At 72.1% G+C, this 23883-nt stretch carries 25 protein-coding genes; 5 read left to right on the forward strand and 20 right to left on the reverse strand.

The features are described from left to right. Positions 1-700 precede the first annotated feature (700 nt). Entirely contained in the window at positions 701-1699 is a 999-nt protein-coding gene (locus AB0K80_RS06125; RefSeq protein ID WP_365666607.1) for a hypothetical protein, read from the reverse strand. A gap of 23 nt (positions 1700-1722) precedes the next feature. Next, positions 1723-2382 (reverse strand): hypothetical protein, encoded by a 660-nt coding sequence (locus tag AB0K80_RS06130; protein ID WP_365666302.1) that lies wholly within the window; start codon positions 2380-2382, stop codon positions 1723-1725. Positions 2383-2613: 231 nt separating this feature from the next. Here AB0K80_RS06130 and AB0K80_RS06135 point away from each other — a divergent pair, with 231 nt between their 5' ends. The 4 genes from AB0K80_RS06135 (at position 2614) to AB0K80_RS06150 (ending at position 6607) form a co-directional block, all read left to right on the forward strand. Next, complete coding sequence (locus AB0K80_RS06135) at positions 2614-2988, forward strand: DUF192 domain-containing protein (protein ID WP_365666304.1); 375 nt, start codon at positions 2614-2616, stop codon at positions 2986-2988. 150 nt (positions 2989-3138) lie between these two features. Further along, positions 3139-4815 carry a helix-turn-helix domain-containing protein gene (locus AB0K80_RS06140; protein WP_365666306.1) on the forward strand — a complete coding sequence of 559 codons (1677 nt, stop codon included), beginning with the start codon at positions 3139-3141 and terminating at the stop codon, positions 4813-4815. Positions 4816-5033: 218 nt separating this feature from the next. Continuing rightward, complete coding sequence (locus AB0K80_RS06145; RefSeq protein WP_365666308.1) at positions 5034-6377, forward strand: diaminopimelate decarboxylase; 1344 nt, start codon at positions 5034-5036, stop codon at positions 6375-6377. Between the two features lie 23 nt (positions 6378-6400). Beyond that, positions 6401-6607: a hypothetical protein gene (locus AB0K80_RS06150; RefSeq protein ID WP_365666310.1), complete on the forward strand. Its 207-nt coding sequence runs from the start codon at positions 6401-6403 to the stop codon at positions 6605-6607. A gap of 85 nt (positions 6608-6692) precedes the next feature. Here the strand turns inward: AB0K80_RS06150 and AB0K80_RS06155 are convergent, their stop codons facing one another. From AB0K80_RS06155 to AB0K80_RS06220, 14 genes are all read right to left on the reverse strand, one after another. Further along, complete coding sequence (locus AB0K80_RS06155; protein WP_365666311.1) at positions 6693-7322, reverse strand: OmpA family protein; 630 nt, start codon at positions 7320-7322, stop codon at positions 6693-6695. 8 nt (positions 7323-7330) lie between these two features. Then, positions 7331-7912, reverse strand: a complete 582-nt coding sequence (locus AB0K80_RS06160; RefSeq protein WP_365666313.1) for a hypothetical protein — start codon at positions 7910-7912, stop codon at positions 7331-7333. 31 nt (positions 7913-7943) lie between these two features. After that, positions 7944-8540 carry a pilus assembly protein TadG-related protein gene (locus AB0K80_RS06165; protein WP_365666314.1) on the reverse strand — a complete coding sequence of 199 codons (597 nt, stop codon included), beginning with the start codon at positions 8538-8540 and terminating at the stop codon, positions 7944-7946. Further along, the gene (locus AB0K80_RS06170; protein ID WP_365666316.1) at positions 8540-8737 is read right to left on the reverse strand and encodes a hypothetical protein; all 198 of its coding nucleotides are present in this window, start codon (positions 8735-8737) and stop codon (positions 8540-8542) included. The genes AB0K80_RS06165 and AB0K80_RS06170 overlap by 1 nt, the downstream gene beginning before the upstream one ends. A 102-nt stretch (positions 8738-8839) precedes the next feature. Then, positions 8840-9676 (reverse strand): response regulator transcription factor, encoded by an 837-nt coding sequence (locus AB0K80_RS06175; RefSeq protein WP_365666318.1) that lies wholly within the window; start codon positions 9674-9676, stop codon positions 8840-8842. 25 nt (positions 9677-9701) lie between these two features. Beyond that, positions 9702-11399 carry an ATP-binding protein gene (locus AB0K80_RS06180; RefSeq protein ID WP_365666320.1) on the reverse strand — a complete coding sequence of 566 codons (1698 nt, stop codon included), beginning with the start codon at positions 11397-11399 and terminating at the stop codon, positions 9702-9704. Between the two features lie 16 nt (positions 11400-11415). After that, entirely contained in the window at positions 11416-12303 is an 888-nt protein-coding gene (locus AB0K80_RS06185) for a DUF5936 domain-containing protein (protein ID WP_365666322.1), read from the reverse strand. A 19-nt stretch (positions 12304-12322) separates the two neighbouring features. Continuing rightward, complete coding sequence (locus AB0K80_RS06190) at positions 12323-13267, reverse strand: type II secretion system F family protein (protein WP_365666324.1); 945 nt, start codon at positions 13265-13267, stop codon at positions 12323-12325. Positions 13268-13278: 11 nt separating this feature from the next. After that, positions 13279-14616 carry a CpaF family protein gene (locus AB0K80_RS06195; RefSeq protein WP_365666325.1) on the reverse strand — a complete coding sequence of 446 codons (1338 nt, stop codon included), beginning with the start codon at positions 14614-14616 and terminating at the stop codon, positions 13279-13281. 26 nt (positions 14617-14642) lie between these two features. Continuing rightward, complete coding sequence (locus AB0K80_RS06200; protein ID WP_365666327.1) at positions 14643-15029, reverse strand: TadE/TadG family type IV pilus assembly protein; 387 nt, start codon at positions 15027-15029, stop codon at positions 14643-14645. 1 nt (position 15030) lies between these two features. After that, positions 15031-15450 carry a TadE/TadG family type IV pilus assembly protein gene (locus AB0K80_RS06205; protein WP_365666329.1) on the reverse strand — a complete coding sequence of 140 codons (420 nt, stop codon included), beginning with the start codon at positions 15448-15450 and terminating at the stop codon, positions 15031-15033. 80 nt (positions 15451-15530) lie between these two features. Further along, a complete protein-coding gene (locus AB0K80_RS06210; protein ID WP_365666331.1) occupies positions 15531-16766 on the reverse strand; it encodes an AAA family ATPase in 1236 nt (411 codons plus the stop codon). A gap of 6 nt (positions 16767-16772) precedes the next feature. Further along, positions 16773-17480 (reverse strand): Flp pilus assembly protein CpaB, encoded by a 708-nt coding sequence (gene cpaB / locus AB0K80_RS06215; RefSeq protein ID WP_365666333.1) that lies wholly within the window; start codon positions 17478-17480, stop codon positions 16773-16775. Positions 17481-17577: 97 nt separating this feature from the next. After that, positions 17578-18432: a hypothetical protein gene (locus AB0K80_RS06220; protein ID WP_365666334.1), complete on the reverse strand. Its 855-nt coding sequence runs from the start codon at positions 18430-18432 to the stop codon at positions 17578-17580. A gap of 354 nt (positions 18433-18786) precedes the next feature. Here AB0K80_RS06220 and AB0K80_RS06225 point away from each other — a divergent pair, with 354 nt between their 5' ends. Continuing rightward, positions 18787-20475 (forward strand): glycoside hydrolase family 18 protein, encoded by a 1689-nt coding sequence (locus AB0K80_RS06225; protein ID WP_365666336.1) that lies wholly within the window; start codon positions 18787-18789, stop codon positions 20473-20475. Between the two features lie 30 nt (positions 20476-20505). On the opposite strand, the gene AB0K80_RS06230 is transcribed toward AB0K80_RS06225, so the two are convergent. From AB0K80_RS06230 to AB0K80_RS06245, 4 genes are all read right to left on the reverse strand, one after another. Beyond that, positions 20506-20943: a hypothetical protein gene (locus tag AB0K80_RS06230; protein ID WP_365666338.1), complete on the reverse strand. Its 438-nt coding sequence runs from the start codon at positions 20941-20943 to the stop codon at positions 20506-20508. Between the two features lie 61 nt (positions 20944-21004). Then, positions 21005-22321 carry an Nramp family divalent metal transporter gene (locus AB0K80_RS06235; protein WP_365666340.1) on the reverse strand — a complete coding sequence of 439 codons (1317 nt, stop codon included), beginning with the start codon at positions 22319-22321 and terminating at the stop codon, positions 21005-21007. Positions 22322-22391: 70 nt separating this feature from the next. Next, on the reverse strand, positions 22392-22874 hold the full coding sequence (locus AB0K80_RS06240) for an ATP-binding protein (protein WP_365666342.1): 483 nt from the start codon (positions 22872-22874) through the stop codon (positions 22392-22394). 82 nt (positions 22875-22956) lie between these two features. After that, positions 22957-23868, reverse strand: coding sequence for an MEDS domain-containing protein (locus AB0K80_RS06245; RefSeq protein ID WP_365666344.1), 912 nt, complete (start codon positions 23866-23868; stop codon positions 22957-22959). Between the last annotated feature and the right edge of the window lie 15 nt (positions 23869-23883).

The following is a 23883-nucleotide window of genomic DNA, read 5'->3' on the forward strand; positions in this document are numbered from 1 at the left end:
GCCGCGTCGTGCGACCCGGTCTCGGCCGCGCGCGGTCCCTGTCCGGATGGCAGTCCCCGAGGGCGAAGCCTACCCCTGCCGGGGCGGGGGCCGGTGAGCGGGTGCCGGGCGCAGGGGCGAGGGGCGGGGATTGGGCGGGCGGTGGGTGCGGGGGTGACGGCCGACGGGTTGCCCTGGACGGCCTACGGGTTGCCCTGGACGACCGGCGGCTGCTGGACGGCCGGACGGGCTGCCCTGGATGTACGGGGCGGCGCCCCTGGCCTACCCACCAGGGCGGCAAGCGATCGGTGCGGGCCCTGGAGAGGTGCCGACGGCGGGAAAGAAAAACGGGCCGGTCCGTGGGGGGGAGACGGACCGGCCCGAGGGGGGGCTTCCACCATAACCCTTCGTAAGTGATGCTGCGTGCATCGGCGGCCCACAACTACTCTCCGAAGTCACCCGGCGACACGGCGATGACCGCGGAACCCCCCGTTCCTGCGGATTAACGGTCGGAACACGGTGGATTCCCAGGGCAACCGGGCGACATGGGGTGGGATCCGGAGGATTCGGCGTACGTCGTGACTCGTTCCCACGTGTGCCACCCCGTCCCCCCGACGGGTGACGGCGGCCACACACGCCGCCTTGACACGCACGGGGGACCAGGCGCTGTCGGCTCCTGGTGGGGCGGGGTTCTCTTTGGGCCGGGCATCGCATGGGATGCTCAGCGGTTGACGGCCTGGACCTCCTGTACGACGACGTTCTGGGTGGCGCCGAAGGTGCCGTCCGGGAGATTGCCGCCGGCACCGCCGGTGCCGGTCCAGTGGATCTTCCAGGTGACGGTGGCCCGCAACGGGAACGAACCGCCCGCTTCCGACGCGCGGAGGTACTTCACACCGCACGGCGGAGTCTGATCGGCCTTGCCCTTGGCGTACGGCTCGCCGATACGGCCGTTGCGGATCTCGCAGACGCCGGAGGCAGGGTAGGTGACGGCATCCGCCGTACCCGGCTCCAGCTTCAGTGCGACCGGCTCCGCCGTCGCCGTGGCCTGAATGCCGATGACGGGCACCGACGCGGTGACGGAGACCGGCTTGAACTCGGCGTTGTCGAGCCAGGCCCAGGTCGGCAGGTTCACCTTGGTCGCCTGGGCCGGGGCGAGCGACACCCTGGTGCCGGGCACACGGATCTGGGCGTAGGCGAGTTCGGCGAGGATCTCGGGGGTGACGGCGTTCGGGATGGTGGCGGGTGGGGGATCGCCCTTGTCCACCCAGAAGATCGGCTCCTTGCAGGAGTCCCACCCCGGCGGGAAGTCCTCATTGACGTACGCGTCCCAGAAGTAACCCTCGCCGGCCTTGTCCTTGTTGAAGTCCTTGTACGGGTGCCCGTTGACGAACCGGTCTCGCTGCTCGGCGTCCCACTGGTAGCCCGTGGACTCCGCCTCCCAGATGGGCTCCAGATACTTCTTCAACTGTTCCGGCGTGTATTTCGGCGCATACCAGCACGGCGGCGGCGTCCACGATGTGCTCGACGTCAACGCACCCACGGAATTGCCACGGCCATTCTTGGAGCGGTCAAAGACGACGCCGCCGGCCGTCACGGAAACCGTGCTGCCGTCGACAGCCGCCCCGGTGCTGGGAGTGGGCGCCTGAGCGCCACCACCGATCTCATTGTCGGCGAGTGCCGAGCCTCCGCTGAGCAGGACAGAAGCAATCGCCACGGGCATCACCAGGGCCCGCTGAGCTGCACTCAGGGCTGGCACCTGTCGCTCCCCCTCTGCGATGAAATCTTCTCGATGACCCACACGCCCTTGTCGTTCTTGCGCAGCTGGGTGACGTAAAGCACGTAGCTGTTCTTCGTGGCCGGTGTCTTGTTGACCTTCTTGGTCTCCAAATACATGTCGTAGGCCTTGCTCTGGTCCTCGCAGTACACGAGCGACCCGCTCTCCTTGCCGCTGACATCGACAACGGGGGCGTAGAAGCGGTAGGCGCCCGTCACGCGAGCCTTGGCCTTGACGTATGCCTGGATGAACTTCTGGGTCGTGGCGGCCGCCTCGCCGTCGTAGTAGTAGAGGTACGCCTTGTCGAGGGCGTTCTGGTGGACGATCGCCAGGTCTACTGCCTTGATGGACTGCTCGCTGTCGGCCAGGATCGCGTCCTTCTCCTTGTCACCCGTCTTCGGCCAGTCGAAGGTGTAGGAGAGGTCGGAGGGCAAGGAGATGGCCGGCCGGTCGTTCGCCGTCGCGCTGGACGGACTGGGAGAGGCCGATGTCTCACTCCCGGTATCGGCACCCGCGATCTTGTCGTTGCCCTTGTCCTTTGGGCTGTCCCCGCTGCCGCAGGCAGACAGCGTCAGGGCCGCAGCGGCCGTCAGGGTGAGCGCTGCGCGCAGGGTGGGGCGGCGGTTCACGGTCGGCTCCCGGTGGGGCGAGGCTTCTCTTGAGCGAAGCCACGCTATCCAGCGGCCGGAGGTGACACCAGGGTGAGCCGTGTCGACTCACGGGGTGTTATGGGATCAAATCGGCCTGCTGCGGCGCGACTTGGCCCATAACGGTTGCATAACACGGCAATCGTCAGGTGCGCCTGTGTGCAGCTACGTTCGGGGGAACAAGCCGACGACACCGGGAAGGTGGGGTTCCGCGTGGGTGAGCGGTGGGGGGACGGGCGGGGGACGCTGGTCGTGCACCGGGACGGGGGTGCCGCGGCCGTGCGTGTTCCGCTGGAGATCGCGCGGTCCTACCGGGCGCGCACCAAGGGGCTGTTGGGCCGGGACTCGCTCGACGGAGCGCTGCTGCTGACCCCTGCCAACAGCGTCCACACCTTCCGTATGCGCATGCCGATCGATGTCGCCTACCTGGACCGGCGCCTCGCCGTCATCGCCGTTCGCACCATGGCCCCGGGGCGGCTGGGTCTGCCTCGGCTCCGGGCACGGCATGTGCTGGAGGCGGAGGCCGGGGCGATGGTGGGGTGGGGGCTGCGGGCCGGGGTGCGGGTGGAGGTGGCGGCGGGCGAGTGATGCCGCGCGTCGGGCGTGTCCGGCACGGCTCTGACGCCGGCAGCCTCCCGCTCCACTGAGGAGCGCACGACCGTGCGTCCGTGCGCCGTTGAGCGCGGGGTGTGCGTGTGGTGTCGTACGTTCTTCGGTTCGGGGCGGGAGGGGGCGCCGGTGGAGGGGAACGGATCAGCGGAGTGGGAGGCCGCCGCCGCGTCGCAGGTGACGTTGGAGCGGCTGCTGTCGGTGGTGGGTGCGGGCTCGCTGGAACTGCACATGGCGCCCGGCGGACTCGGGGCGCCCGTCACCGGGGTCACCGTGCTGGACCCGCTGGATCCCGGTGTCCGGCCGCGGGACCTGCTGCTGGCGGTCGGGGTGGACGCGCGGTCGGCGCACGCCGTGGACGTCCTGCGCCGAGCCGGTGAGGAGGGCGCCACGGGTGTGGTGTTCGGGCCGGGCACGGTGGGCCGGCCGGCTCCCGCGCTGCGCAGGGCGGCCGAGGAGGCCGGTACGGCGGTGCTGTCCCGTACGTCCTGGTGCTCCTGGGACCAGTTGGCCGGCGTCCTGCGGGCGGGGCTGGCCTCGGCGGGTCTTCCGCAGGGGCTGGCCACCCACACCGTCGCCCTCGGCGATCTCGACGGACTGGCCGACGCGGTGGCCGCCCTGGTCGGGGGCGCCGTGACCATCGAGGACCTGGAGTCCCGGGTGCTGGCCTACTCCTCCAGTGACACCGGGGAAGACGTGGACGAACTGCGCCGGCTGACCATCCTCGGCCGCCGCGTCCCGCCGTGGCGGGTCGCCGCGATGCGGGAGGCCGGGTTCTTCCGGGCGCTCTGGGGCACGGGCGACGTGCTGTACCGGCCGGCTCGCGGGGCGGACCCGGAGCGCCTGGTGGCGGCCGTCCGCGCGGGCGGCGAGGCGCTGGGGTCCATCTGGGTGGCGGCGGTCGCGGGCCGGCCCCTCGCCCCGAACGCCACCGAGGCCCTGCGCGCGGCCGTCCGGGCGGCCGCCCCGCATCTGCTGCACCACGCGACGCGGGGAGCGGACACCCGTCTCGTGACGGACGCGGCCCGGGCGGTCCTGGAAGGGCGGGGGTCCGTCGAGGTGCTGGCCGAGCGCGCCGCGCTACCGGAGACCGGCTACTGCGCCGTGCTCGCCGTGCACGCCGACGGGCGGGGGGCGGACGGTGGTGACGGGGCGCCCCGGCTGCACGACCTGCTCGCGTTGCACTGCTCGGCCTACGGTCACCCGGCCGTCGTCGTACGGGTCGGCGGCACGGTGCTGGTCGTGCTGGGCGCGCTGGCGTGCGACCGGGCCCGGGCCGGCCGTCAGGTGGCGGAGCTGGGGACGTCCCTGGCGGAGCAGTTGTCGGCGACGGTGGGGACGACGGTGCGGGTCGGTCTGGGGGATGTCGTCCCCGGGCTGGCCGAACTGCCCGAGTCGCGCCGGTCGGCCGAGTCGGTCCTCGACGCGCTGAGGACGGCCGGCGGGGAGCGCCGCGTCGCCCGTACCGAGGACGTGGCGGAGACCATCGGCGTCAGGCAGGTCATGGACGCGCTGCGCGAGGTGCCGCTCCCGACGGGGACGCCGGTGGCACGGCTCGCGGCGTTCGACGCGGAGCACAGCGGGAGTTGCCTGCTGGAGACACTGCGCGTGTATCTCGACCACTTCGGGGACGTGCCCGCGGCGTCCCGTGCGCTGTGCCTGCACCCCAACAGCCTGCGGTACCGGATCCGCCGTATCGTCGAGGTCTCGCGGATCGACCTGGACAGTCCCGACGCCCGGCTGCTCGCCCAGCTCCAGCTGCGGATGCTGATGCGCGGCGGGGAGGCCGGCACTGCCGCGCCGTGAGCGGCACGGCCCTTTGGCCGTCCGCACCACGGCACGGCCCGTTCTTCGTGGCCCCGCACCACGGCACGGCCGCGCCCCCGGGACACTGACCGGCACCGCAGTGCCGGCCACCGCACCTGTGCGATCGCCACGAAGACGAGCCGGGCGGGTGGCGGGCAGCCTGGGTGTCCGCCCGGGCCCGACCGGGCGTCCGGCACGCCGACCGTGGAGGGCACCTCATGACCGACCTCACCGACGCCGCCGCACGGCGGGAACACATCCTGCGAGCCGCCGTCCGGCAGGGCCTGCTGGACCCCGAGCGAGCCCTGCTGGCCGGCTTCGTCGACCTCGACGGCGTCGCCCGGACGGTGCGCACGCTCCGCGACGCCTTCCCCGGCTCGCTCTGCGTCCTGCACGCCTTCGCCGCGAAGGCCAACTGCCTGGTGCCCGTGCTCGCCGAGCTGGAGCAGCTGGGTATGGGCTGCGAGGTGGCGACCGGCGGCGAACTGGCCCGTGCGCTCGCGGCGGGTTTCGATGCGGACCGTATCGTGTTCGACTCGCCGGCCAAGACCCGCGCGGAACTGGAGTGGGCGCTCGGCCTGGGGGTGGCGGTCAACGCGGACAATTTCCAGGAGCTCACCCGGATCGACGCGCTCGTGACCGGCCGCGTGCCCGCCTCGAAGATCGGTGTACGTGTCAACTCCCAGGTGGGCACGGGGACGATCGCCGCGATGAGTACGGCCACACAGACCTCTAAGTTCGGCATCCCCCTGTCGGACCCGGGCAGCCGCCGGGAGCTGCTCCGGGCGTTCCGGGACCGTCCCTGGCTCACCAGGGTGCACACCCACGCCGGCTCCCAGGGCTGCCCGCTGGACCTCATGGCCCGGGGCGTCGCCGAGGCGGTCGCCTTCGCGGACGAGGTGAACCGTGCCCTCGGCCGGCGCCAGGTGACCGGCATCGACATCGGCGGCGGACTGCCCGTCAACTTCGCCGGCGACGAGGTCACCCCCGACTTCGGCACGTACGTCGCACTGCTGCGCGCCCACGCGCCCGAGCTGTTCTCCGGCAGGTACGAGATCGTCACCGAGTTCGGCCGCTCGGTGCTGGCGAAGAACGGCTTCACCGCCGCGTACGTCGAGTACACCAAGACCGCGGGCGGCCGGCCGATCGCCGTCACGCACGCCGGTGTCCAGGTGGCCACCCGGACGGTGTTCGCCCCCGACGCGTGGCCGCTGCGGATCACCGCGCACGACGCGCAGGGCAGGGCGAAGCGCGGCGGCCCCGTCCGGCAGGACATCGCCGGCCCCGCCTGCTTCGGCGGTGACCTGCTGGCCCGCGACCGCGCGCTGCCACCGCTGGAGCCGGGCGACCTCGTCCTGCTCCCCGACACCGGTGCGTACTACTTCTCGACGCCGTTCCACTACAACAGCCTGCCGGAACCGGCCGTGTACGGGGTCCGGGTGGGCGAGGACGGCGAGGTCGTCTTCCGTCTCGTCCGCCCCGCCCAGGATCCGTACGAGCTGACGGCCCCCGACGGCCGGCCCCTGCCCGTGTCCCGGCCCGGTGGCCTGGTACATCGCTGACCGTCCCTGCCAGGAGCACCGAGGTGGAACACGAGAACCGCACGAGCGACGACGGCAAGGCGGCGCTGCTCAGCCAGCGCGCCGCCGTGGTGTTCCTGCTGGCGGCCCTGGTCGGCATCGGCGCCGCCGTCCTGGCGGCCCTGGCCGGCCAGGTCTGGCCCCTCGCGGTCAGCGTGGGCAGCGGCGCGGGCGCCATGGCCGTCGTGTTCTTCAACCAGATCATCGACTAGCGACGGCTCACCGAGGACGAGCGGGTCGACCCGCGGGAGAACGTGCCACGGGCACCGGTGGGTCGGGTGGTGGGTCGTTGGTGGCTCAGCTCTCCGTGCGCGGGAAGGAGACCTCGACGCGGCGGTTCTTCTTGCGGCCCGCTTCCGTGGAGTTGTCGGCGATCGGGTACTGCTCGCCGTAGCCGCGCACCTCGTACGTGATGTTCGCGTCCGCCAACTCGTCGTCCAGGTAGTTCTGTACGGCGGTGGCGCGGCGGCGGGAGAGGACGTCGCCGTGGGCGGAGGAGCCGAGGTTGTCCGTGAAGCCGAAGACGCGGACCTTCGTGGCGTTCTGGGCCTTGATCTCCTCGGCGATGGCGGCGATGCGGGCTTTCGACCGGGCGCCGAGTTTCGCGCTGTCCTTGCTGAACAGGACCTCGGCCTGGAGGGCGAACTTGACGTCGGCGTTGGTGTCCTCGCGGCGTTCGTCGCCGCTCTGGTCTTCGACGACCTGTTTGATGTCGAGGACTTTGGGGGCGGCGAGGGTGGCGCCGTCCGGGAGCTTCAGGTCCGGGTCGTTGGGGTCGACCTTCACCGGTGCGGTGGCGCTCGCCTCGGTGCCGGGCGGCACGCTGGGGCCTTCGTCGGCGTGGACGGTTGTGGCGCCGAGGAGGGTGGTGGCGACCATGACCGTGGCCGTGGTGAAGTTCAGGGCGAGTCGGGGGGTGGCGGTCATGGGGGGCCTCACCCGGAGATGGCGAAGGTCGCGGTGGGGAAGGTCGGCAGTTGGAAGGTGACCTCTGTCGTGTCCGTGGGCGGGGCCGGGAACTGCGTGAAGACGGGCAGGTTCTCACCCGACTTGATGGTGGAGAACCCTGTCGTCGTCAGAGGACGGCCGTCGGTGTCGCGCAGCACGTAGTACCGCTTCTTGCCCTTGGAGTCGACCAGCGTGGCTCCGCCGAGCGACCTTCCGTTCCTGACGATCTCCGTCTCGTTGCCGCTGAGTGCGGCCGGCACCACCACACTCTTCGCTCCGTCGTTCTTCAGGTTGCCGTTGACGGTGACGAAACCGCCAGAGTCACGCTGAGCGGAGGTGATCTGCAGGAACAGCCCGTCTGCACCCTGGAGTTCGGCCAGCGGCTCGTCCGCCTGCCCCTCCTGTGTGCTCGGCTGGGAGCCGCGGTCCTTGGGTGCGGAAGCCGAAGCCTGCGGCTTCTTGTCGTCGCCCCCTCCGCCGGCACACCCGGCCAGACCGAGTGCCAGACCGGCCGCTACGGTCAACGCGACCATCCCCCTGCGGGTCGTCGTAGTGAACCGCATGCTCATGCCTCTGCTTCCTTCGTCGTTCGCTTGTCAGTCAGTCGGCCAGGTGGACGTCGAACAGGTCCTGGGGTTCCGGAAGGTCTGTCAGCTTCTTCGGATCCAGGTCCCAGAACTCGTCCCCGCAAGTGAGGCGTGGCAGTACGCCGTCCTCCGCGTCCTCGGCCGGAGGCTTGAACGTGCAACGGGATTCGATCACGGCTGTGGCGGAGGCTCGCGACTTCTGGTTCTCCGTGCCGGGGACGATGGAATCCCCTACCGGTTTGTTCGTCTCGACCTCGACCGTGTAGCCGAGGAGTCCCTGCGGCACGCAGTCCAGTAGCGAGGCGTCGTTCTGCGCCGCGAGCTGAGTGGCCCGCCCACACGACGGAGTGAGCCCCTCCACGGAACCGTGGAAGATATCCAGCCACTTCTTCGGATCGAGGACGTCCTTCACCCACTGGCCCGCCAATTGGTCCCGCCTGTCCTGGGCAGCCGCGAGCGCCGCCGCGTCGGCAGCCGTCTGAGCTCCGCTCCGGTTCGCCCCTGCCTGGCCGACCGCCAGATACGCGAGCGCGAGAAAGAGCAGGCCCCCCACCACCGTGATGTAGATGGGGAAGGCCTGCCCTGCGTCGCCGAACCTACGAGGCCGCATCAGCCACCGGTGACCTCGGCGATCTTCTGCGTGATCGCGTCGTAGATCGACTGCCCGATGTCCGTCCCGGTGATCGCCAGCACGATCGCCACCACCACCGCGATGATCCCCAGGTACTCCACCGCCGTCTGCCCCTTGTCGTCGCGGGCGGCGCGGGCCTTGAGGTGTGCGACGGTGGTGCTGACCCAGTAGTTCATGGTGTTTCCCTCCAGGCTCGGCTTCGATGCGAGCACCGTACGGCGCGACACCCCGTTCCCCACAGGGCCCCGGGACCCAAAGCCGGGCCCAAACACGGCGCTTCATCCGTCCCTCCGGTTCGCATCCGGCGCCGTGCCCAGCCACTTCGCCGTGGCCTCGGCGCGGCTGGTGCTGTGGAGTTTGGCGAAGATGCGGTTGATGTGGTTCTTGACCGTCTTCTCGCTGATGAAGCAGGCGGCGGCGATCTGCTGGTTGGTCATGCCGGACGCGATGAGGTCCATGATCTCCGCCTCCCTCATGCTCAGCCGGAACCGTGAGGACGACTGTCCCACAGCTGGTTGCAGTTGCGAAAGCGCTTTGCGGAAAGTGGGAGGTGGCGGGGCTGACGGAAGGGGTAATTCCGAACAGTTGGGCGGTGTTGCGCGGGGTTGCCGCCAGGTCACCAGAGGCCCGTTGTCGTGTGCAGTTGCATTTTCGCGGAGTTGGGTCAGCAGCGTCGCCGCCGCCGTGGGCGTGAAGTGGGGCTTGCCCTGTCCGACGTCCCGTACCGCCGCCACCAGTTGGTCCGCGGTGAACTCGCCGTGGACCAGGTAGCCGTCCGCTCCCGCGCGCAGCGCCTCCTGGACCGTCTCCGGCTCGCCGCTGTACGTCAGCATCAGCACCGGGGCGATGCGGACCAGGTAGGGCAGGGCCGCGATGCCGTCCAGGCCCGGCATGCGGACGTCGAGGAGGATGACGTCGGGACGGTGCTCGTGGGCCGCCTGGCAGGCCTGGTGGCCGTCCGCGGCCTGCGCGACCACCGTGATGTCCGCGCGGCCCGACAGCAGCGCGGTGAGGCCGGCCCGCACGACCGGGTTGTCGTCCGCGACCACGACCCGCAGGAGGCCCTGGGGTGGGCCCTCCTCGGGCCGGTCGTGGGGCGGCGGTGTGGTGGGCATCGGCGGCCTCCTCTCGGGCGGTCGGTCAGGCGGTGGGGTGGGTGAGGGCGGCCACGGGGAGTTCCAGGCGGACTTCGGTGCCGGTCGGGTGGCTGCCCCGGCCGATACGGATGCGCGCGCCCACCGAGGCGGCCCGCTCGACCATGCCGAGCAGCCCGAAGTGGCCCGCCCGGCGCAGGTGGTCGAGGCTGGTGCCGGGCGGCAGGCCGCGGCCGTCGTCGTGGACGGTGATGCGGAGCAGGTCGCCGTGGACGCCGGCCCGGACCTCCACGCGGGTGGGGGACGCGTGGCGGTGGGCGTTGTCCATCGCTTCCGTGGTGATCGTGAGGAGGTGGCGGGCCACGGCCGGCGGGATCGGGGGGAGCGGCTGGTCGCCCGTCGGGTGGTAGTGCGCCGGCAGGCCGGTGCGGGCGGCGAAGTCGCGGGTACGGGCCCGCAGTTCGGCCAGGACGTCGGTACCCGCGGCCGGGTCCGGTTCGCGGCGCAGGTCGGCCAGGAGTTCGCGGGACTCGGCGGCGGCCCTGCGGGCCGAGCGGGCCACCAGTTCCGCCTGCCGCCGTACCAGCGCCGAGTCCGGGTGGTCCGCGCTCGCCGAGGCCGCCAGGCCGTCGGCTGCCAGGGCCACGCCGTGCAGGGTCTTGGCGACAGAGTCGTGCATCTCCCGGGCCACGCGGGCCCGTTCGGCGTGCACCGCCTCCGTGACGGCGAGACGGGCCTGGACCTCGGTCAGGGCCTGGGTGGCCGCGCCGAAGCGGAGCAGCAGGGTGCGCAGGCTGGAGCCCACGGCGCCGGTGATGACACACAGGCCGGGCAGGAGGAAGGCCTCGGCCACGGTCGCGGTCATGTCGTGCCGGCTCGCGTAGACCAGGACGAGGATCAGCGACTGCAACGAGGCGAAGCAGGCGGCGCCTCGCCAGCCGTAGACGATGCCGGCCAGCAGGGGGGTGCACACGCTGACGTAGGCGAGGGTGCTGTCCGGGCCCGCCGAGATCAGCAGCAGCGAGCCGAAGAGGGTGTCCGCCGCGAGCAGCGAGGGGTGGCGCAGGAGGAGGGGGCCGAAGCGCTCCCAGTCCCGGAACAGGGCGTAGGAGGCCATGAAGGTGACCACCACCGCGCTGCCGACCAGGCGGACGCCCCAGCCCGGGTTGGCGTTGAGGAGCGCGGCGGGGGCGGCCAGGGCGATCATGGCCAGGCGGAAGCCGAAGACCTGGCGGCACATGGCTTGCACGGCGTTCACCTGGAGCTTCAGGGCCGGCTGTGGTGGTGCTTTCCGGGCGGCTCCGGCGGAGGTGCCTGCGGCGTCGCCGTCCCCCGCGAGCGGCGGGAGAGGCTCCGATGATTCCTTCCGGGCGGCCCCGGCGGGAGTGCCCGCCTCGTCGTCCCCCACGAGCGGCAGGACCGGCACCGGTGGTTCCTTCCGGGCGGCCCCGGCGGAGGCGCCCGCCGCGTCGCCGCCCCCCACGCGCGGCAGGACCGGCACCAGTGGTTCCTTCCGGGCGGCCCCACCGTGGATGCCCGCCTCGCCGTCCCCCGCGAGCGGCAGGACCGGCACCGGTGGTTCCTTCCGGGCGGCCCCGGCGGGGGCGCCCGCGGCCTCGTCGTCCCCCACGAGCGGCGGGAGAGGCTCCGGTTGTCGCGGTGGCCGCCGGTGGGGCGGTGTCCTCGCGTCGGACGTCCCGGGGCGTTCCCGCGGCGGCACCGCCCGCTCGCTGGTCATCGCCATGGCCTTCACCTTCTCCCTACTCGCCGGTGAGCGAGCCGAAGTCGGTGCCGGAGCCCAGGATCAGGCCGGCGCCGAGGAGGATCATCGTGGCCGGGACCATGAACGTGGTGATCATCATGGTGGCCTTGGGGACCGCCCGGGCCGCCTTGCGGCGGGCGTTCTGGGCGTCCGTACGGCGCATGTCCTTGGCCAGGGCGACCAGGGTGTCGACGATCGGCGCGCCGAGTTCCTCCCCCTGCTGCAACGCCGTCACGAACATGGCGACCTGCTCGGAGTCGTTGCGGCGGCGCAGTTCGGCGAAGGCCTGGCGGCGGCTCATGCCGAGGTCCATCTGGCGCAGGGTGATGCGCAGTTCGTCCGCCCAGGGGCCTTCGTACTTGGAGGCCACCCGCTCCAGGGCCTGGCGGAAGCCGAGGCCCGCGCTGACCACGACCGCGAGGACGTCCAGGAAGTCCGGCAGGGTGCGTTCGATCTCGTCCTTGCGGATGCGGATCGCCGACCAGATGCCGACCTCCGTCCAGAACGCGCCGAAGGCCAGCAGGAGCAGGGCCACCAGGTACTGGCCGCGCAGCAGGAAGACCAGGAAGCCCAGGCCGCCCAGGAAGCCGTACACCGCGCGGCGGGCCGCGTAGCGGTCGAGGGTCAGGCCGCCGGGGTTGCCCGCCAGGTCGATCTTGCGGCGGTACTTGGCGACCTGTTTGGGGCCCATCAGACGCAGCACGGCGGGGGCGTAGCGCATGCCGAGGCGGTCGACCAGCGAGTCGACCGCGCCGGTGCGGCTGGCGCCGATCTCCAGGGCCACGGCGAGGTCGCCGGGCAGTCTGGCCTCCGCGCGGTACATGCGCAGGCCGGCGAAGACGCCGAAGACGCCGAGGCCCATGAGCAGGGCGAGCAGTAGTTCCATCGTGTCCTCCCCGGTCTGCTCAGACGTCGATGCGGGACAGGCGGCGGATGAGCAGGAAGCCGACGGCGTAGAGGGCGAACGCGACGAGGACGGCCGCCTGGCCCACCGGTGAGCCGGTCATGCGTTCCAGGGCACCGTCCTTGACGCCGTTCATCAGCAGCAGGGAGCCGACGCCCATCACGGGCACCGCGTACGAGGTCATGTTGACCTGGGACAGCTGGGTGCGGACCTCGCGGCGGGTCTCCTTGCGTTCCTCCAGGGTCTCGGTCAGGTTCCGCAGGGCGCTGACCACCTGGCCGCCTGCCCGGTTGGACAGCACCAGCGTGGTGACCAGGACGACCAGTTCGCGGGAGGGCAGGCGGTCGGCGAGTTCGTTCAGGGCGTCGTCCATGGACGCGCCGAGCGCCAGCTGGTTGGCGACCTTGGCGAGTTCCTCGCCCGCCGGGGCCTCCAGTTCCTCGGCCGCCATGCCGATGGCGGTGCGCAGGGCGAGGCCCGCGTGGGTGGCGTTGGCGAGGAGGCGGGCCATCTCGGGGAGCTGGTTGATGAATTTCTCGATGCGTTTGTGCCGCTGCCAGTTGAGGAACTGCACCGCCACCCACACGCCCAGCAGCCCGGCCAGCGGGCCGAAGAACGGGGCCAGCGCGGCCTGGCCGACGAGCCACAGCCCGGCGACGGTGGCGAGCATGGCGGCGAAGAACTCGCCGGGGGTGATGTCCAGGCCGGTGGCCGCCAGGCGCAGTTCCAGCTTGCTGCCGAGCTTGGTGCGGCGCAGGCGGCGGTCCAGGCCGCGGAAGTGGCGGGGGCGGCCGGAGGCGGCACTGGGGCCGGTGGAGGCCAGGCGGTCGACCAGGGCCTGCCGCTGGGCCCGGCCCGCGGCGTAGGAGTGCACGCCCACGACGGCCAGGACGCAGGTCAGCAGGGTGATGCCGGTGGTGAGCGTGATCAGCGAGTGCAGTTCCATGGCGGCGACACCTATCGGGCTTCTCGGGTGGCGAGCTGGTCCGCGGACCGGGCGACGCCGAAGGCCTGCGGGATGGGCTGGCTGGCCATGTAGAGGCGGTCGGCGGTGCGGCGCGGGAGCGGGAAGTACTCGAAGGATCCGTGGATCCGGCCGTCCGCCGCCATCGGCCGGGCGTGGAAGCGGGCGACGGTGACCAGCCGGTACGGCTCGCCGCCCTGGCTGTCGAGCAGGGCGATCTCGGTGATGCGGCGGGCGCCGTCGGCGAACCGGGTGAGCTGGACGATGACGTCGACCGCGCTGTTGATCTGGTCGTGCAGCGCCAGGAAGGGGATCTCCACGTCCGACATGGAGGCCAGGGTCTGCAGCCTGGTCAGCGCGTCCTCGGCGCTGTTGGCGTGCACGGTGGCGAGGGAGCCGTCGTGGCCGGTGGACATCGCCTGGAGCATGTCGAGCGACTCGCCGCCGCGGACCTCGCCGACGACGATCCGGTCCGGGCGCATGCGCAGGGAGTTGCGCACCAGGTCGCGGATGGTGATACGGCCCTTGCCCTCGACGTTGGGCGGGCGGGACTCCAGCCGGATCACATGGGCCTGCTGGAGCTGGAGTTCGGCCGAGTCCTCGATGGTGATGATGCGTTCGCCCTCGGGGATCAGGCCGGACAGGGCGTTGAGCAGGGTGGTCTTTCCAGTGCCGGTGGCGCCCGAGACGATGATGTTGTACTTGGCCTGCACCAGGCCCGCCAGCAGGTACAGCATGTGCTCGTCGAGCGAGCCGAGGCCGATCAGCTCCTGGAGGGTGAAGGAGCGCGGGAAGCGGCGGATCGTCAGGATGGCGCCGGTCAGGGACAGCGGCGGGATGATGACGTTGACGCGCTCCCCGGAGGGCAGGCGGGCGTCGACCATCGGGTTGGACTCGTCGACGCGGCGGTTGACGGTGGAGACGATCCGCTCGATGGTCTGCATCAGCTGCTCGTGGGAGGCGAAGCGCAGCGGCAGCTGCTCCACCCGCCCGCCCCGCTCCACGAAGATCGCGTCGGGCCCGTTGACCATGATCTCGGTGATCGACGCGTCCTCCAGCAGCGGTTCGAGGATGCCCAGGCCGAGGGCCTCGTCGACCACCCGGCGGATCAGCTGGGAGCGCTCCACCGTCGACAGGACGGGGCCTTCCCGGCTGATGATGTGCCCGAGCACCCGTTCCAGCCGGGCCCTGCGCTCGGCGGCGGCCAGCGAGCCCATCTCCGCGAGGTCGATCTCCTCCAGGAGCTTGGCCCGGTAGGAGGCGACCAGGTGGCCGTCCTCGCCCCGGCTGCCGTGCTCCTCGGGGGAGTTGATGCGTGCCCGCAGGCTCATGGGTCCGTACTCCTCGCTTGGCGCTGTCAGTGGTCGAGCGGCATGGTCGCGGTCTTGCGGGCCGGGTCGAACTCCCAGCCGGGGACGAGGGACGGGATGCGCACCGTCGCCGTGACGGTGACCTCCTCGCCGCCCAGCGCCTCCGCGCAGCGGGTGCCGTCGGCGAGCCAGCCGCTGACCGCGGTGCTGCACGCCTGCTGGGCGCTCTCCCGCAGGGAGGCGCTGCGTGCCCCGGCCCGGGCGGCCGTGCCCGCCTGCTGGGCGGTGTAGGCGATCAGGCCCAGCTGGACGGCCGCCAGGGCGACGATCAGCAGGATCGGCAGGAACCCGAGGTACTCGATCGCGACCTGGCCGCGATCGCGCCGCCTGCCCGCCGCCGCCTTCCTGCTCGCCCGCTTCCGCTCGTCCGCCATGTCAGTCCTTCTCCTCCTCGACCGCGCCCGCGTGGCCCGTGACCGTGAACGGGAAGGAGACCGTGCCGGGGAAGAGGATCGGCACCTCGATGCTGACGTCGGCCGTGACGAAGCCGGTGCCGCCGCAGGTCACCTCGGCGCCGCCCTGCCAGGCGTCCGACAGGTGCGCGAGTCCGGCCGCCCGGCAGGCGCCGGCCCGCTCGCCCGGTGCCACCGCCGTGCCCGCCCGGACCGCCTCGTCGGCGGCGTTCCCGGCGAGGGTGTACGTGTATCCCACGAGCACGAGCTGCCACAGCACGACGAGTGTCACGAGGATGGTCGGTGTCATACCGAGGAACTCGATGGCCACCTGCCCCGCGTCCCCGTGCCGGCCGCGAAGCCGGCCGCGAACTCGGGCCCTGCCACTGCCCGGGCCGCGCATCCGGCCCCGGTCCCGACCGCAGCCCCGATCGCGACCCCGGCCGCCGTCCCCACCGCTCTCCCGGGATAAGAACACCGCCCTCATCCCCCCTCCCTCCGCCGCCGAAAACCCGCCGGCGCCCGGCCCGCCCTGTGGGTGGCCTCGGCCGGCTTCACCAGGCCCAGTTCGCCGGCCAGACCCCACAGGGCCTGCTTCACCGTGCTCCGGCTCTCCAGTTCGTGGACCCGGCCCGCGTCCACCACGCTCTGCAGCTCCTTGAAGTGGGCGGGGACCGTGGTGGCCGCGACGGCCGTGCCGGTGATCTTCTGGATGAGCGGCGGCTGGATCTCCGCGGCGCGTGTGTGGCGGTTGACGACCACCGTCGTCTCCTCCGCCTTGCGGATCTGCAGCCGGTCCCACATCCGCACCGCCCGTTTCGCGCCGCGTACGGCGACCACGTCCGGCGTGGTGACCAGCAGGGCCGTGTCGGCCATCTCCACGGCCGCGGCGCCCGCCCCGCTCAGCTGGGCGCCGCAGTCCAGGACGACGACCTCGTAGCGGGAGCGCAGGGCGCTGACGATCTGCCGGGCGGCGCGGTCGGTGACGTCCTCGCCGCGTTCTCCCTCGGCCGGGGCGAGCAGCAGGGCCACGCCGGTGTCGTGGCGGAAGACGGCGTCGGCCAGGACGCGCGGGGAGATGTCGGTGATGGCGGCCAGGTCGGCCACGGACCGGCGGAACTGGACGTCCAGGTAGGAGGCGACGTCGCCGGTCTGGAGGTCCATGTCGACCAGGGCGGTGGCGCGGCCGGAGGCCTGGGCGGCGAGGGCCAGCTGAATGGCGGTCAGGGTGGTGCCGACGCCTCCCTTGGCTCCGCTGACGGTGACGACCGTGCCGCCGACGCCGGTGAACACGTCGCCGCCGGAGCCGAGGTGGCGTCGTACGCCGGCCGACCACTGGGCGACGGCCTGCACGCGGCTGGCCAGTTCCTCGTAGCTCAGCGGCAGGGCGACCAGACCGCGGGCGCCGTAGTCCATGGCGGCCTGGAACAGGCCGGGGCTCGCGTCGGAGGTGACCAGGATGACGCCGACGGCCGGGAAGCGCAGGGCGACCTCGCGGATCAGCTCCAGGGCGGGCACCGGGCCGATCCGCTCGTGCACCACGACGACCTCGGGCAGGTCGTCGACCGACTCTGCGGCCAGGCGCGCGAGGGTGTCGACGAGCTGCGTGGAGTCGACGACCGGGGGGACCGGTTCGGCGTCCGGGAGCTGGCTGAGCAGGGTGGTGACGGACCGGGCCGCGTCCGGGTCGCCGACGGCCGGGAGGATCCTGGTGGGCATGCGGCCTCACTTGTCCTTCGCGAGTTCGTACGTCCGCTCCCGCTCGGGGACGGTCGGGTCGCCGCCGGGCGCGACCAGCGCGAGCCGGACCCGCTGGGCGAACGACTCGGCGTAGGTGATGCGCTGGGCGTCGAGGGTGGACAGGGCGAAGGTGATGGGGACGGCGTCGGTGGGCTGCCGGCCGCGGTCGTTCTCGTCGGGCTCGAGCGGGGTCAGCTCCCCGACGTCCAGGACTTTGGCGTTTGTTACGATGATCTTGGACTGAGCGGGGTCACCCTCACGCTCTCCGTCGAAGGTGGCGTAGACGTTGACCGTGGAACCGGGCGTGATCTTGCCCGCCACGCCGGTCGCCGCATCGATCATGATGGCGACCTCCTGCTGCCCGGGCTGCAGGGCGGGCTGATGCACGATCATGTCGCTCTGCAGCAGGGAGCCCGCCTTCAGGGTGGTCACGGCGATCTTGCCCTCGATGGCGTCGAGGTCGGTGACCGCGGTCGGCGACAGCCACCGCCGAGGCATCCTGACCTTCTCGAACTGGCCGCGGTCCAGGGCCGTGTACGGCTTGACCTCCGACTTCAGCCGGTACGCGGTGACCTCGGGGCCGACCTTCGACTTCACGTCGCTGATGACGGACAGCACGCCGGCGAACGCGCCCAGGGCGCACAGGACCGACAGGAGCAGGAGTATCACGCCGCGGCGCTGACGGGAGTTCATGGACCGTGGAACCTCGTTGGGGATGTCGGTCGAGCGGGGTCGGTGGACAGGCGGGACACGGCGGGCGGGTCCCGCCGCGCGCCCGGCGGGTCGTGGCTCATCCGGTGATCGCCCGGGTCTCGCGGGGGCCGTCCTGGGCCGGTGGCCCGGCCGAGCAGAACACGCACCGGTCGCCGATGACGTCGATGCCGCACCAGTGACACGTGCCGCGCCGCACCGACGTGACGAGCTGGTAGAGGACCGACAGGTCGGGCAGGTAGGAGCAGAACTCGATCAGCTTGCCGGTCCCCCACCAGTCGGCCGACTCGGCGGGCAGCTCGGTCTCGCGCAGCCCGAGCACCTTCCAGGCGGGCGCCAGGGCGGTGGTGACCCAGTCGGACTGGAGCCGGCCCCGGGCGACCAGCATCCAGGTGCCGAACTCGGGGCCGGTCAGGGCCGCCTCGGGGCCGAGTCTGACGAGCTGCGGTTCCGGATGGGCCAGGACGGCGAACTGACTGCCCGGCACCCAGGACCTGGCGTGCGACTTCAGGCCCACGGGGACGTGGTCCAGCCGGGCGACGGAGCCCAGCAGCGCGCCGCAGTGGAGGTAGTGGACGAGCAGCCGGCCGGCCGAGGCGAGCACGCCGGGGCTGAGGTCGCAGGAGGCCAGCTGCCGCAACTGGCGGGCCAGTACGGCCAGTCCGAGCGGCGGCAGCTGAGGGTGGAACAGGGCGATCCGGTCGCTCTCCAGCAGGGAGCGCAGGGTGTGCAGGCGGCGCCGCACCGCGAGGGGCGCGGCCTGGGAGCAGACCACGACGAGATGCCCGTACTGCTCGAGGAGCACCTGCACGTCGGTGAGGGCCTGGTCGAGGGGCCGGCGGTCGATGTCGCGCAGCACCACGGCCGGCACGGTTCTCTCGTCCAGCGGCGGCAGCGCCAGGTCGGCGCTGGTCACGGCAATGGCAGTTGGCACGCGCAGCTCCCCGTTTCCCCATGCCCGTCGGCCCACCGGGCGTTACTCCGGCGCACCCTGATGACTTCACTGCGTGACTACCTCAGCACTGTATCCACGGCTCTGTGACCGGAGAACAGCGTTTGGGTAGCTGGGGAACAACTCTCGCTGCACAAGGTGCGCCAAAACGGGGCAGGTTGAGCATCTCGCCGGTCGGTTTTCGCGTCGTGCCGGTGGAGGTCCTGCGCATCGGCTTGACGCGGGGGCTCGACGGCCGGTTCGGTCCGGACCATTGACAGGAGGATTGGTCTGGACCAACTTGTAGGTCCAGCGGTGGCCACCGTCCCCATCCCCACTCCCCCACCGGAGGCCCCAGTGGACCGCGCACGCAGACGGATACGGTCGTGGTCGGCAGCGGTCACCGCAGCGCTGGCGCTGTGCGTGACGAGCACCGGCCCGGCGGCGGCCGCGGACGTCGAGAACGTCCGCAACGCCGGCTTCGAGTCCGGCCTGAGCGACTGGACCTGTACGGCGAACAGCGGAACGGCCGTCACCTCGCCGGTGCACGCCGGCGCCGCCGCGCTGAAGGCGACCCCGTCCGGCCAGGACAACGCCCGCTGCTCCCAGACGGTCGCGGTGCAGCCGAACGCGACGTACTCACTGAGCGCCTGGGTGCGGGGCGGATACGCCTACCTGGGGGTCACGGGCACCGGCAGCACGGACGTGGCGACCTGGACGCCGGACTCGACGAGCTGGAAGCAGCTGACGACGCGCTTCACCACCGGCTCCGCGACGACCTCGGTGACGGTGTACACGCACGGCTGGTACGGCCAGGCGGCCTACTACGCGGACGACGTGTCGGTGTACGGCCCGGACGGGGGCGGCGGCGACCCGGCCCCGACCGTGCCGACGGCCCCGAGCGGACTGCGGGTCACCGGCACGACGTCCTCGTCGGTGTCCCTGGCGTGGAACGCGGTGTCCGGCGCCACCGGCTACACCGTCTACCGGGACGGGACGAAGGCCACGGCGGTCTCCGGCACCTCGGCCACGGTCACCGGCCTGGCGGCCGCCACCGCGTACGGCTTCCAGGTCACGGCGACGAACGCGGCGGGCGAGTCGGCCAGGTCGGCGACGGTGACGGGCCGCACGGCCGCCCCGGACACCGGCGGCGGCAGCCCTGTGCCGCGGCACGCCGTGACGGGCTACTGGCAGAACTTCGACAACGGCGCGACGGTGCAGAAGCTGTCGGACGTGCCGGCGCAGTACGACATCATCGCCGTCGCCTTCGCGGACGCGGCCCCGGCGCCGGGCGCGGTCACCTTCACCCTGGACTCGGCCGGGCTCGGCGGCTACACCGTCGACCAGTTCAAGGCGGACATCCGGGCCAAGCAGGCAGCGGGCAAGAAGGTCGTCATCTCCGTGGGCGGCGAGCGCGGCACGGTGACGGTCGACGACGCGGCGTCGGCGACGAACTTCGCCGGCAGCGTCCACTCCCTGATGCAGACATACGGCTTCGACGGCGTCGACATCGACCTGGAGAACGGCCTGAACGCGACGTACATGACGCAGGCGCTGCGCGCCCTGTCGGCCAAGGCCGGCCCGTCGATGATCCTCACCATGGCGCCGCAGACCATCGACATGCAGTCCACGTCGAACGCCTACTTCCAGACCGCGCTGAACGTGAAGGACATCCTCACGGTCGTCAACACGCAGTACTACAACAGCGGTTCGATGCTCGGCTGCGACGGCAAGGTCTACAGCCAGGGCACGGTGGACTTCCTGACCGCCCTGGCCTGCATCCAGCTGGAGGGCGGCCTGGCCCCGTCCCAGGTGGGCCTCGGACTGCCCGCCTCACCCCGCGCCGCGGGCAGCGGTTACGTCTCGCCGTCCGTGGTGAACAACGCCCTGGACTGCCTGACCAAGGGCACCGGCTGCGGCACCTTCAAGCCGGCCCGCACGTATCCCGCGCTGCGGGGCGCGATGACCTGGTCGACGAACTGGGACGCGGCGGCCGGCAACGCCTGGTCGAACGCGGTCGGGCCGCACGTGCACGCGCTGCCGTAGGCCGCGGCCGGACTGCCCCGGACCCGGGTGCTACCAGCCCATCGGGCGGTAGTACCCGAGCACCGGGGCCAGTTGGGCGCACCACTCCCCCAGGCGGGAGCGCGGCTTCGCCTCGACCACGCACTCGTAGAACCTGCCGTCCAGGTGGACGACCGCCATCATGAGGTGCTTGCCCGAGGGGCTGGTCCGGTAGTGGATGCTGCGGATCTCCTGCCAGGCGAACTCCAGGGAGACGCCGTCGTTCTCGAAGGCCACCCCCGCCGCGTCCACCACGACGGAGTTGCGGCGGTCGACCGCCAGGAAGTCCGGGCCCGCCGCCTGGGGGGCGGCCGGCGGCGGGGGCGGAGCCGGCGCGTACTGCGGCGGTGGCGGACCGAAGCCCTGCGGGCCCGGCGCCGGGGGCACAGGCGGGAGCTGCTGACCGTACGGCGACGGAGGGCCGCCGTACGGCGGTGGCTGGTGGGTCATCGTCCTCGGCCCTCTCGGATACCGGGAATCGTGCGTGTACCCGAAGATCTAACCAGCCCGTCTAGAAGAACTCCGACCAGGGCTGGTCCCAGATCTGCTTCAGGCACAGCACCAGGAACAGCAGGCCCGCGATCACGAGCATCGCGTTGCTCAGCGGGCCGTTGCGCCATTCGCGCGGGGTGCGGGCGGAGTTGAGGAGCCAGATGAGGGTGCCGGCCAGGAAGGGGAGGAAGGCGGCGCCGAGCACGCCGTAGAGGATGATCAGCCGGAACGGCTGGCCCTCGAAGAGCAGGATCATCGGGGGGAAGGTCAGCCACAGCAGGTAGGCGCGGAACGGCCAGGAGCGTTCCCGCGCGCCCGAGGCGACCTCCTCGGCCCGGGCCTCCCCCCGGCTCCGCTGCCGGGCCACGAAGTCGGCGACCATCAGGCTCACGCCGTGCCAGACGCCGATCAGCGAGGTGAACGACGTGGCGAAGAAGCCGATCAGGAAGAACTTCGCCGTCGCCGTGCCGTACTCGCGCTCCAGGATGTCGCTCAGCTGGACCAGGCCCTTGTCACCACTGGCGATCGCGACGTTCGCCGAGTGCAGCAGTTCGGCGCCGACGAACAGCATCGCCACGACGAAGACGCCCGTCGTCGCGTAGGCGACCCGGTTGTCCAGGCGCATCACCTTCATCCAGCCGGTGTCGGTCCAGCCCTTGGCGTTGACCCAGTAGCCGTACGCGGCCAGCGTGATGGTGCCGCCGACGCCGCCGATGAGTCCCAGGGTGTTGAGGACGGAGTCCTTCTCGTCGGGCAGGACCGGCAGCAGGCCCGCGACCACGTCGGGGAGGTTCGGCGTGACCCGGACGGCCAGGTACACGGTGACCACGAACATGACGCCGACCAGGACCGTCATGACCTTCTCGAACACCGCGTACTTGTTGAACCAGACGAACACCAGGCCGACCAGCCCGCAGGCGACGGCCCACCCCTTCAGGTCCATCACGCCCGGGAACAGCGCCTGGAGCGGCAGCCCGCTCGACGACATCGCGGCCGCGCCGTACACGAAGCCCCAGACCACCACGTAGACCGCGAAGAAGTACGTGGTCCAGCGGCCCAGGCTCGCCCAGCCGTCGAACAGGGTGCGGCCGGTGGACAGATGCCAGCGGCCCGCCGCCTCGGCGAGGGAGATCTTCACCAGACAGCCGACGATCGCCGCCCACAGCAGGGTGTATCCGAAGTTGCTCCCCGCGATGAGCGTGGCCACCAGGTCCCCGGCCCCGACGCCGGTCGCGGCCACGACGATCCCGGGCCCGATGTATGTCCAACTGGCCTTACGGGGCTGGTGGGGGTGCGAGGTCCCGGTGCCCTTGGTGTTCCCTGTGGTGTCCGCCATGCAGGTCAACAAACCGCAAAGAGGCCGGGCCGACAAGAGGGCCTGAGGGGACGCGCCCTGCGGCGGGGTGTCACGGCTGGCGCCGACCGCAGCCGCCCGCCCCGCACGTGCCGAGCTCGAACCACACGGTCTTGCCCGGCCCGTCCCGGTGGCAGCCCCAGCGCTGGGCGAGCGCCTGCACCAGGAACATCCCGCGGCCGCTCTCCCCGGTGGCCGCGTCCAGCACCCGCGGGAGGCGGCCGTCCGGGTCGGAGACCTCGCAGCGCAGGACGCCGTGCGCGGCGAACAGGGTGAGCCGGAAACGGGCGGCGGCGTGGCGCAGGGCGTTGGTGACCAGTTCGCCGACGAGCAGTTCGGCGGTGTCCGCCACCTCGCCCCGCTCCGCGATCCCCCACGCCTCCAGCTGCCGGCGCACCTCCGCGCGGGCCTCGCGGACCACGCGGGGGCGGGGGTCGTACTCGACGCTGAGGTGGCCGGCCCCCAGTGGTGGCTGGGGGAACGGGCCGTACCAGGCGTCGGGATCGGTCAGGCCTGCCCCGGAGAGTCGCAGCATGGGGCCAGGCTGACGTGCCGGGGCGGGGGCGCGCAGGGGGAGGACTACCTGATTCCGTACCTGCTCACGCGTCAGGCGCCGCTCACGCGTACTGGAGGCGGACGGTGGCTCCCCCGCTGTCGTCGCGGATGTCGACGTACGCGCAGACCTGACGGGCGTACCACAGGCCCTGGCCGGGCTCCAGGCCGGTGGCAGGCGGCGGGACGAATCCGGCGAGCGGGTCGTCGACGCGGCGTGCGGAGCGCAGTTCGCAGACGCAGGCGGGTGGTTCGCCCCACAGCAGGGTGGGGCCGCTGAGCGGGGCGAGGGCCGCCCCGGCCTCGGCCACGGCCGTGGCGAACAGCTCCGCGTCCGCGGCGGGCAGGCCCCGGGCGACGGCCCAGGCCTGGACGGCGTCGGCGTGCGGCTCGGGCAGCGGCCGGGCGCCGGCCGGGGGCAGGGGCAGCGGTACGGCGTCCAGTTCGGCCGCGAGCACCAGCGGGTCCTCGTACACCTCGGTGTCCGGGTGGGCGCGGCGGGCCGCGGCGATGACGGCGGGGCCGGCGGTGCGGGTGTCGTAGGCGCACAGGGCGGTGGTGGCCGAGGGGGCGAAGAGGAGGTTGGCGAGGGCCTCGTAGCGGATCCACTCGGTGGTCTCGCGGCCCGAGCGCCCGGCGCGGCCGCTCCACACGGGCTCCATGAGGAGGTGGACACGGCCCCCGGGGCCGGCGTGCCCGGCGACGTAACCGGCCGCCTGGGCCACGGCGTTGGCGGCGGAGCCGGTGTACCAGTCGGTGTGCGGGACGAAGCCGACGCGCTTGGCGTCGCCGCCGAGCGCGTCCCGCAGCAGGTCGAGGTTGGCGGGGGCGCTGATGGCCACGGGCGGGGGTTCGTCCTCGGCGGCGAGTCCCTCGGCGAGGAAGGGCAGCGCGGCGGCGAGGAACTCGTCGTCGGTGCCGTAGACGGCCATGCGGTGGTCGAACGGTCCGGATGCGGTGGAGGGTCGGGTACTCACATGATCCCCTCGGTG

The organism is Streptomyces sp. NPDC052682 (assembly GCF_040678435.1).
In the GTDB taxonomy this organism is placed as follows: Bacteria; Actinomycetota; Actinomycetes; order Streptomycetales; family Streptomycetaceae; genus Streptomyces.

Excerpts from the sequence above, each read along its gene's own strand:
- cpaB (WP_365666333.1), bottom strand. The coding sequence starts at position 17,480 with ATGAACTCCCGTCAGCGCCGCGGCGTGATACTCCTGCTCCTGTCGGTC.
- AB0K80_RS06240 (WP_365666342.1), bottom strand. The coding sequence starts at position 22,874 with ATGCTGCGACTCTCCGGGGCAGGCCTGACCGATCCCGACGCCTGGTAC.
- AB0K80_RS06190 (WP_365666324.1), bottom strand. The coding sequence starts at position 13,267 with ATGGAACTGCACTCGCTGATCACGCTCACCACCGGCATCACCCTGCTG.
- AB0K80_RS06200 (WP_365666327.1), bottom strand. The coding sequence starts at position 15,029 with ATGGCGGACGAGCGGAAGCGGGCGAGCAGGAAGGCGGCGGCGGGCAGG.
- AB0K80_RS06195 (WP_365666325.1), bottom strand. The coding sequence starts at position 14,616 with ATGAGCCTGCGGGCACGCATCAACTCCCCCGAGGAGCACGGCAGCCGG.
- AB0K80_RS06205 (WP_365666329.1), bottom strand. The coding sequence starts at position 15,450 with ATGCGCGGCCCGGGCAGTGGCAGGGCCCGAGTTCGCGGCCGGCTTCGC.
- AB0K80_RS06125 (WP_365666607.1), bottom strand. The coding sequence starts at position 1,699 with ATGCCCGTGGCGATTGCTTCTGTCCTGCTCAGCGGAGGCTCGGCACTC.
- AB0K80_RS06210 (WP_365666331.1), bottom strand. The coding sequence starts at position 16,766 with ATGCCCACCAGGATCCTCCCGGCCGTCGGCGACCCGGACGCGGCCCGG.
- AB0K80_RS06155 (WP_365666311.1), bottom strand. The coding sequence starts at position 7,322 with ATGACCGCCACCCCCCGACTCGCCCTGAACTTCACCACGGCCACGGTC.
- AB0K80_RS06170 (WP_365666316.1), bottom strand. The coding sequence starts at position 8,737 with ATGAACTACTGGGTCAGCACCACCGTCGCACACCTCAAGGCCCGCGCC.
- AB0K80_RS06230 (WP_365666338.1), bottom strand. The coding sequence starts at position 20,943 with ATGACCCACCAGCCACCGCCGTACGGCGGCCCTCCGTCGCCGTACGGT.
- AB0K80_RS06235 (WP_365666340.1), bottom strand. The coding sequence starts at position 22,321 with ATGGCGGACACCACAGGGAACACCAAGGGCACCGGGACCTCGCACCCC.
- AB0K80_RS06145 (WP_365666308.1), top strand. The coding sequence starts at position 5,034 with ATGACCGACCTCACCGACGCCGCCGCACGGCGGGAACACATCCTGCGA.
- AB0K80_RS06180 (WP_365666320.1), bottom strand. The coding sequence starts at position 11,399 with ATGGCGATGACCAGCGAGCGGGCGGTGCCGCCGCGGGAACGCCCCGGG.
- AB0K80_RS06160 (WP_365666313.1), bottom strand. The coding sequence starts at position 7,912 with ATGAGCATGCGGTTCACTACGACGACCCGCAGGGGGATGGTCGCGTTG.
- AB0K80_RS06165 (WP_365666314.1), bottom strand. The coding sequence starts at position 8,540 with ATGCGGCCTCGTAGGTTCGGCGACGCAGGGCAGGCCTTCCCCATCTAC.
- AB0K80_RS06185 (WP_365666322.1), bottom strand. The coding sequence starts at position 12,303 with ATGGAACTACTGCTCGCCCTGCTCATGGGCCTCGGCGTCTTCGGCGTC.
- AB0K80_RS06175 (WP_365666318.1), bottom strand. The coding sequence starts at position 9,676 with ATGCCCACCACACCGCCGCCCCACGACCGGCCCGAGGAGGGCCCACCC.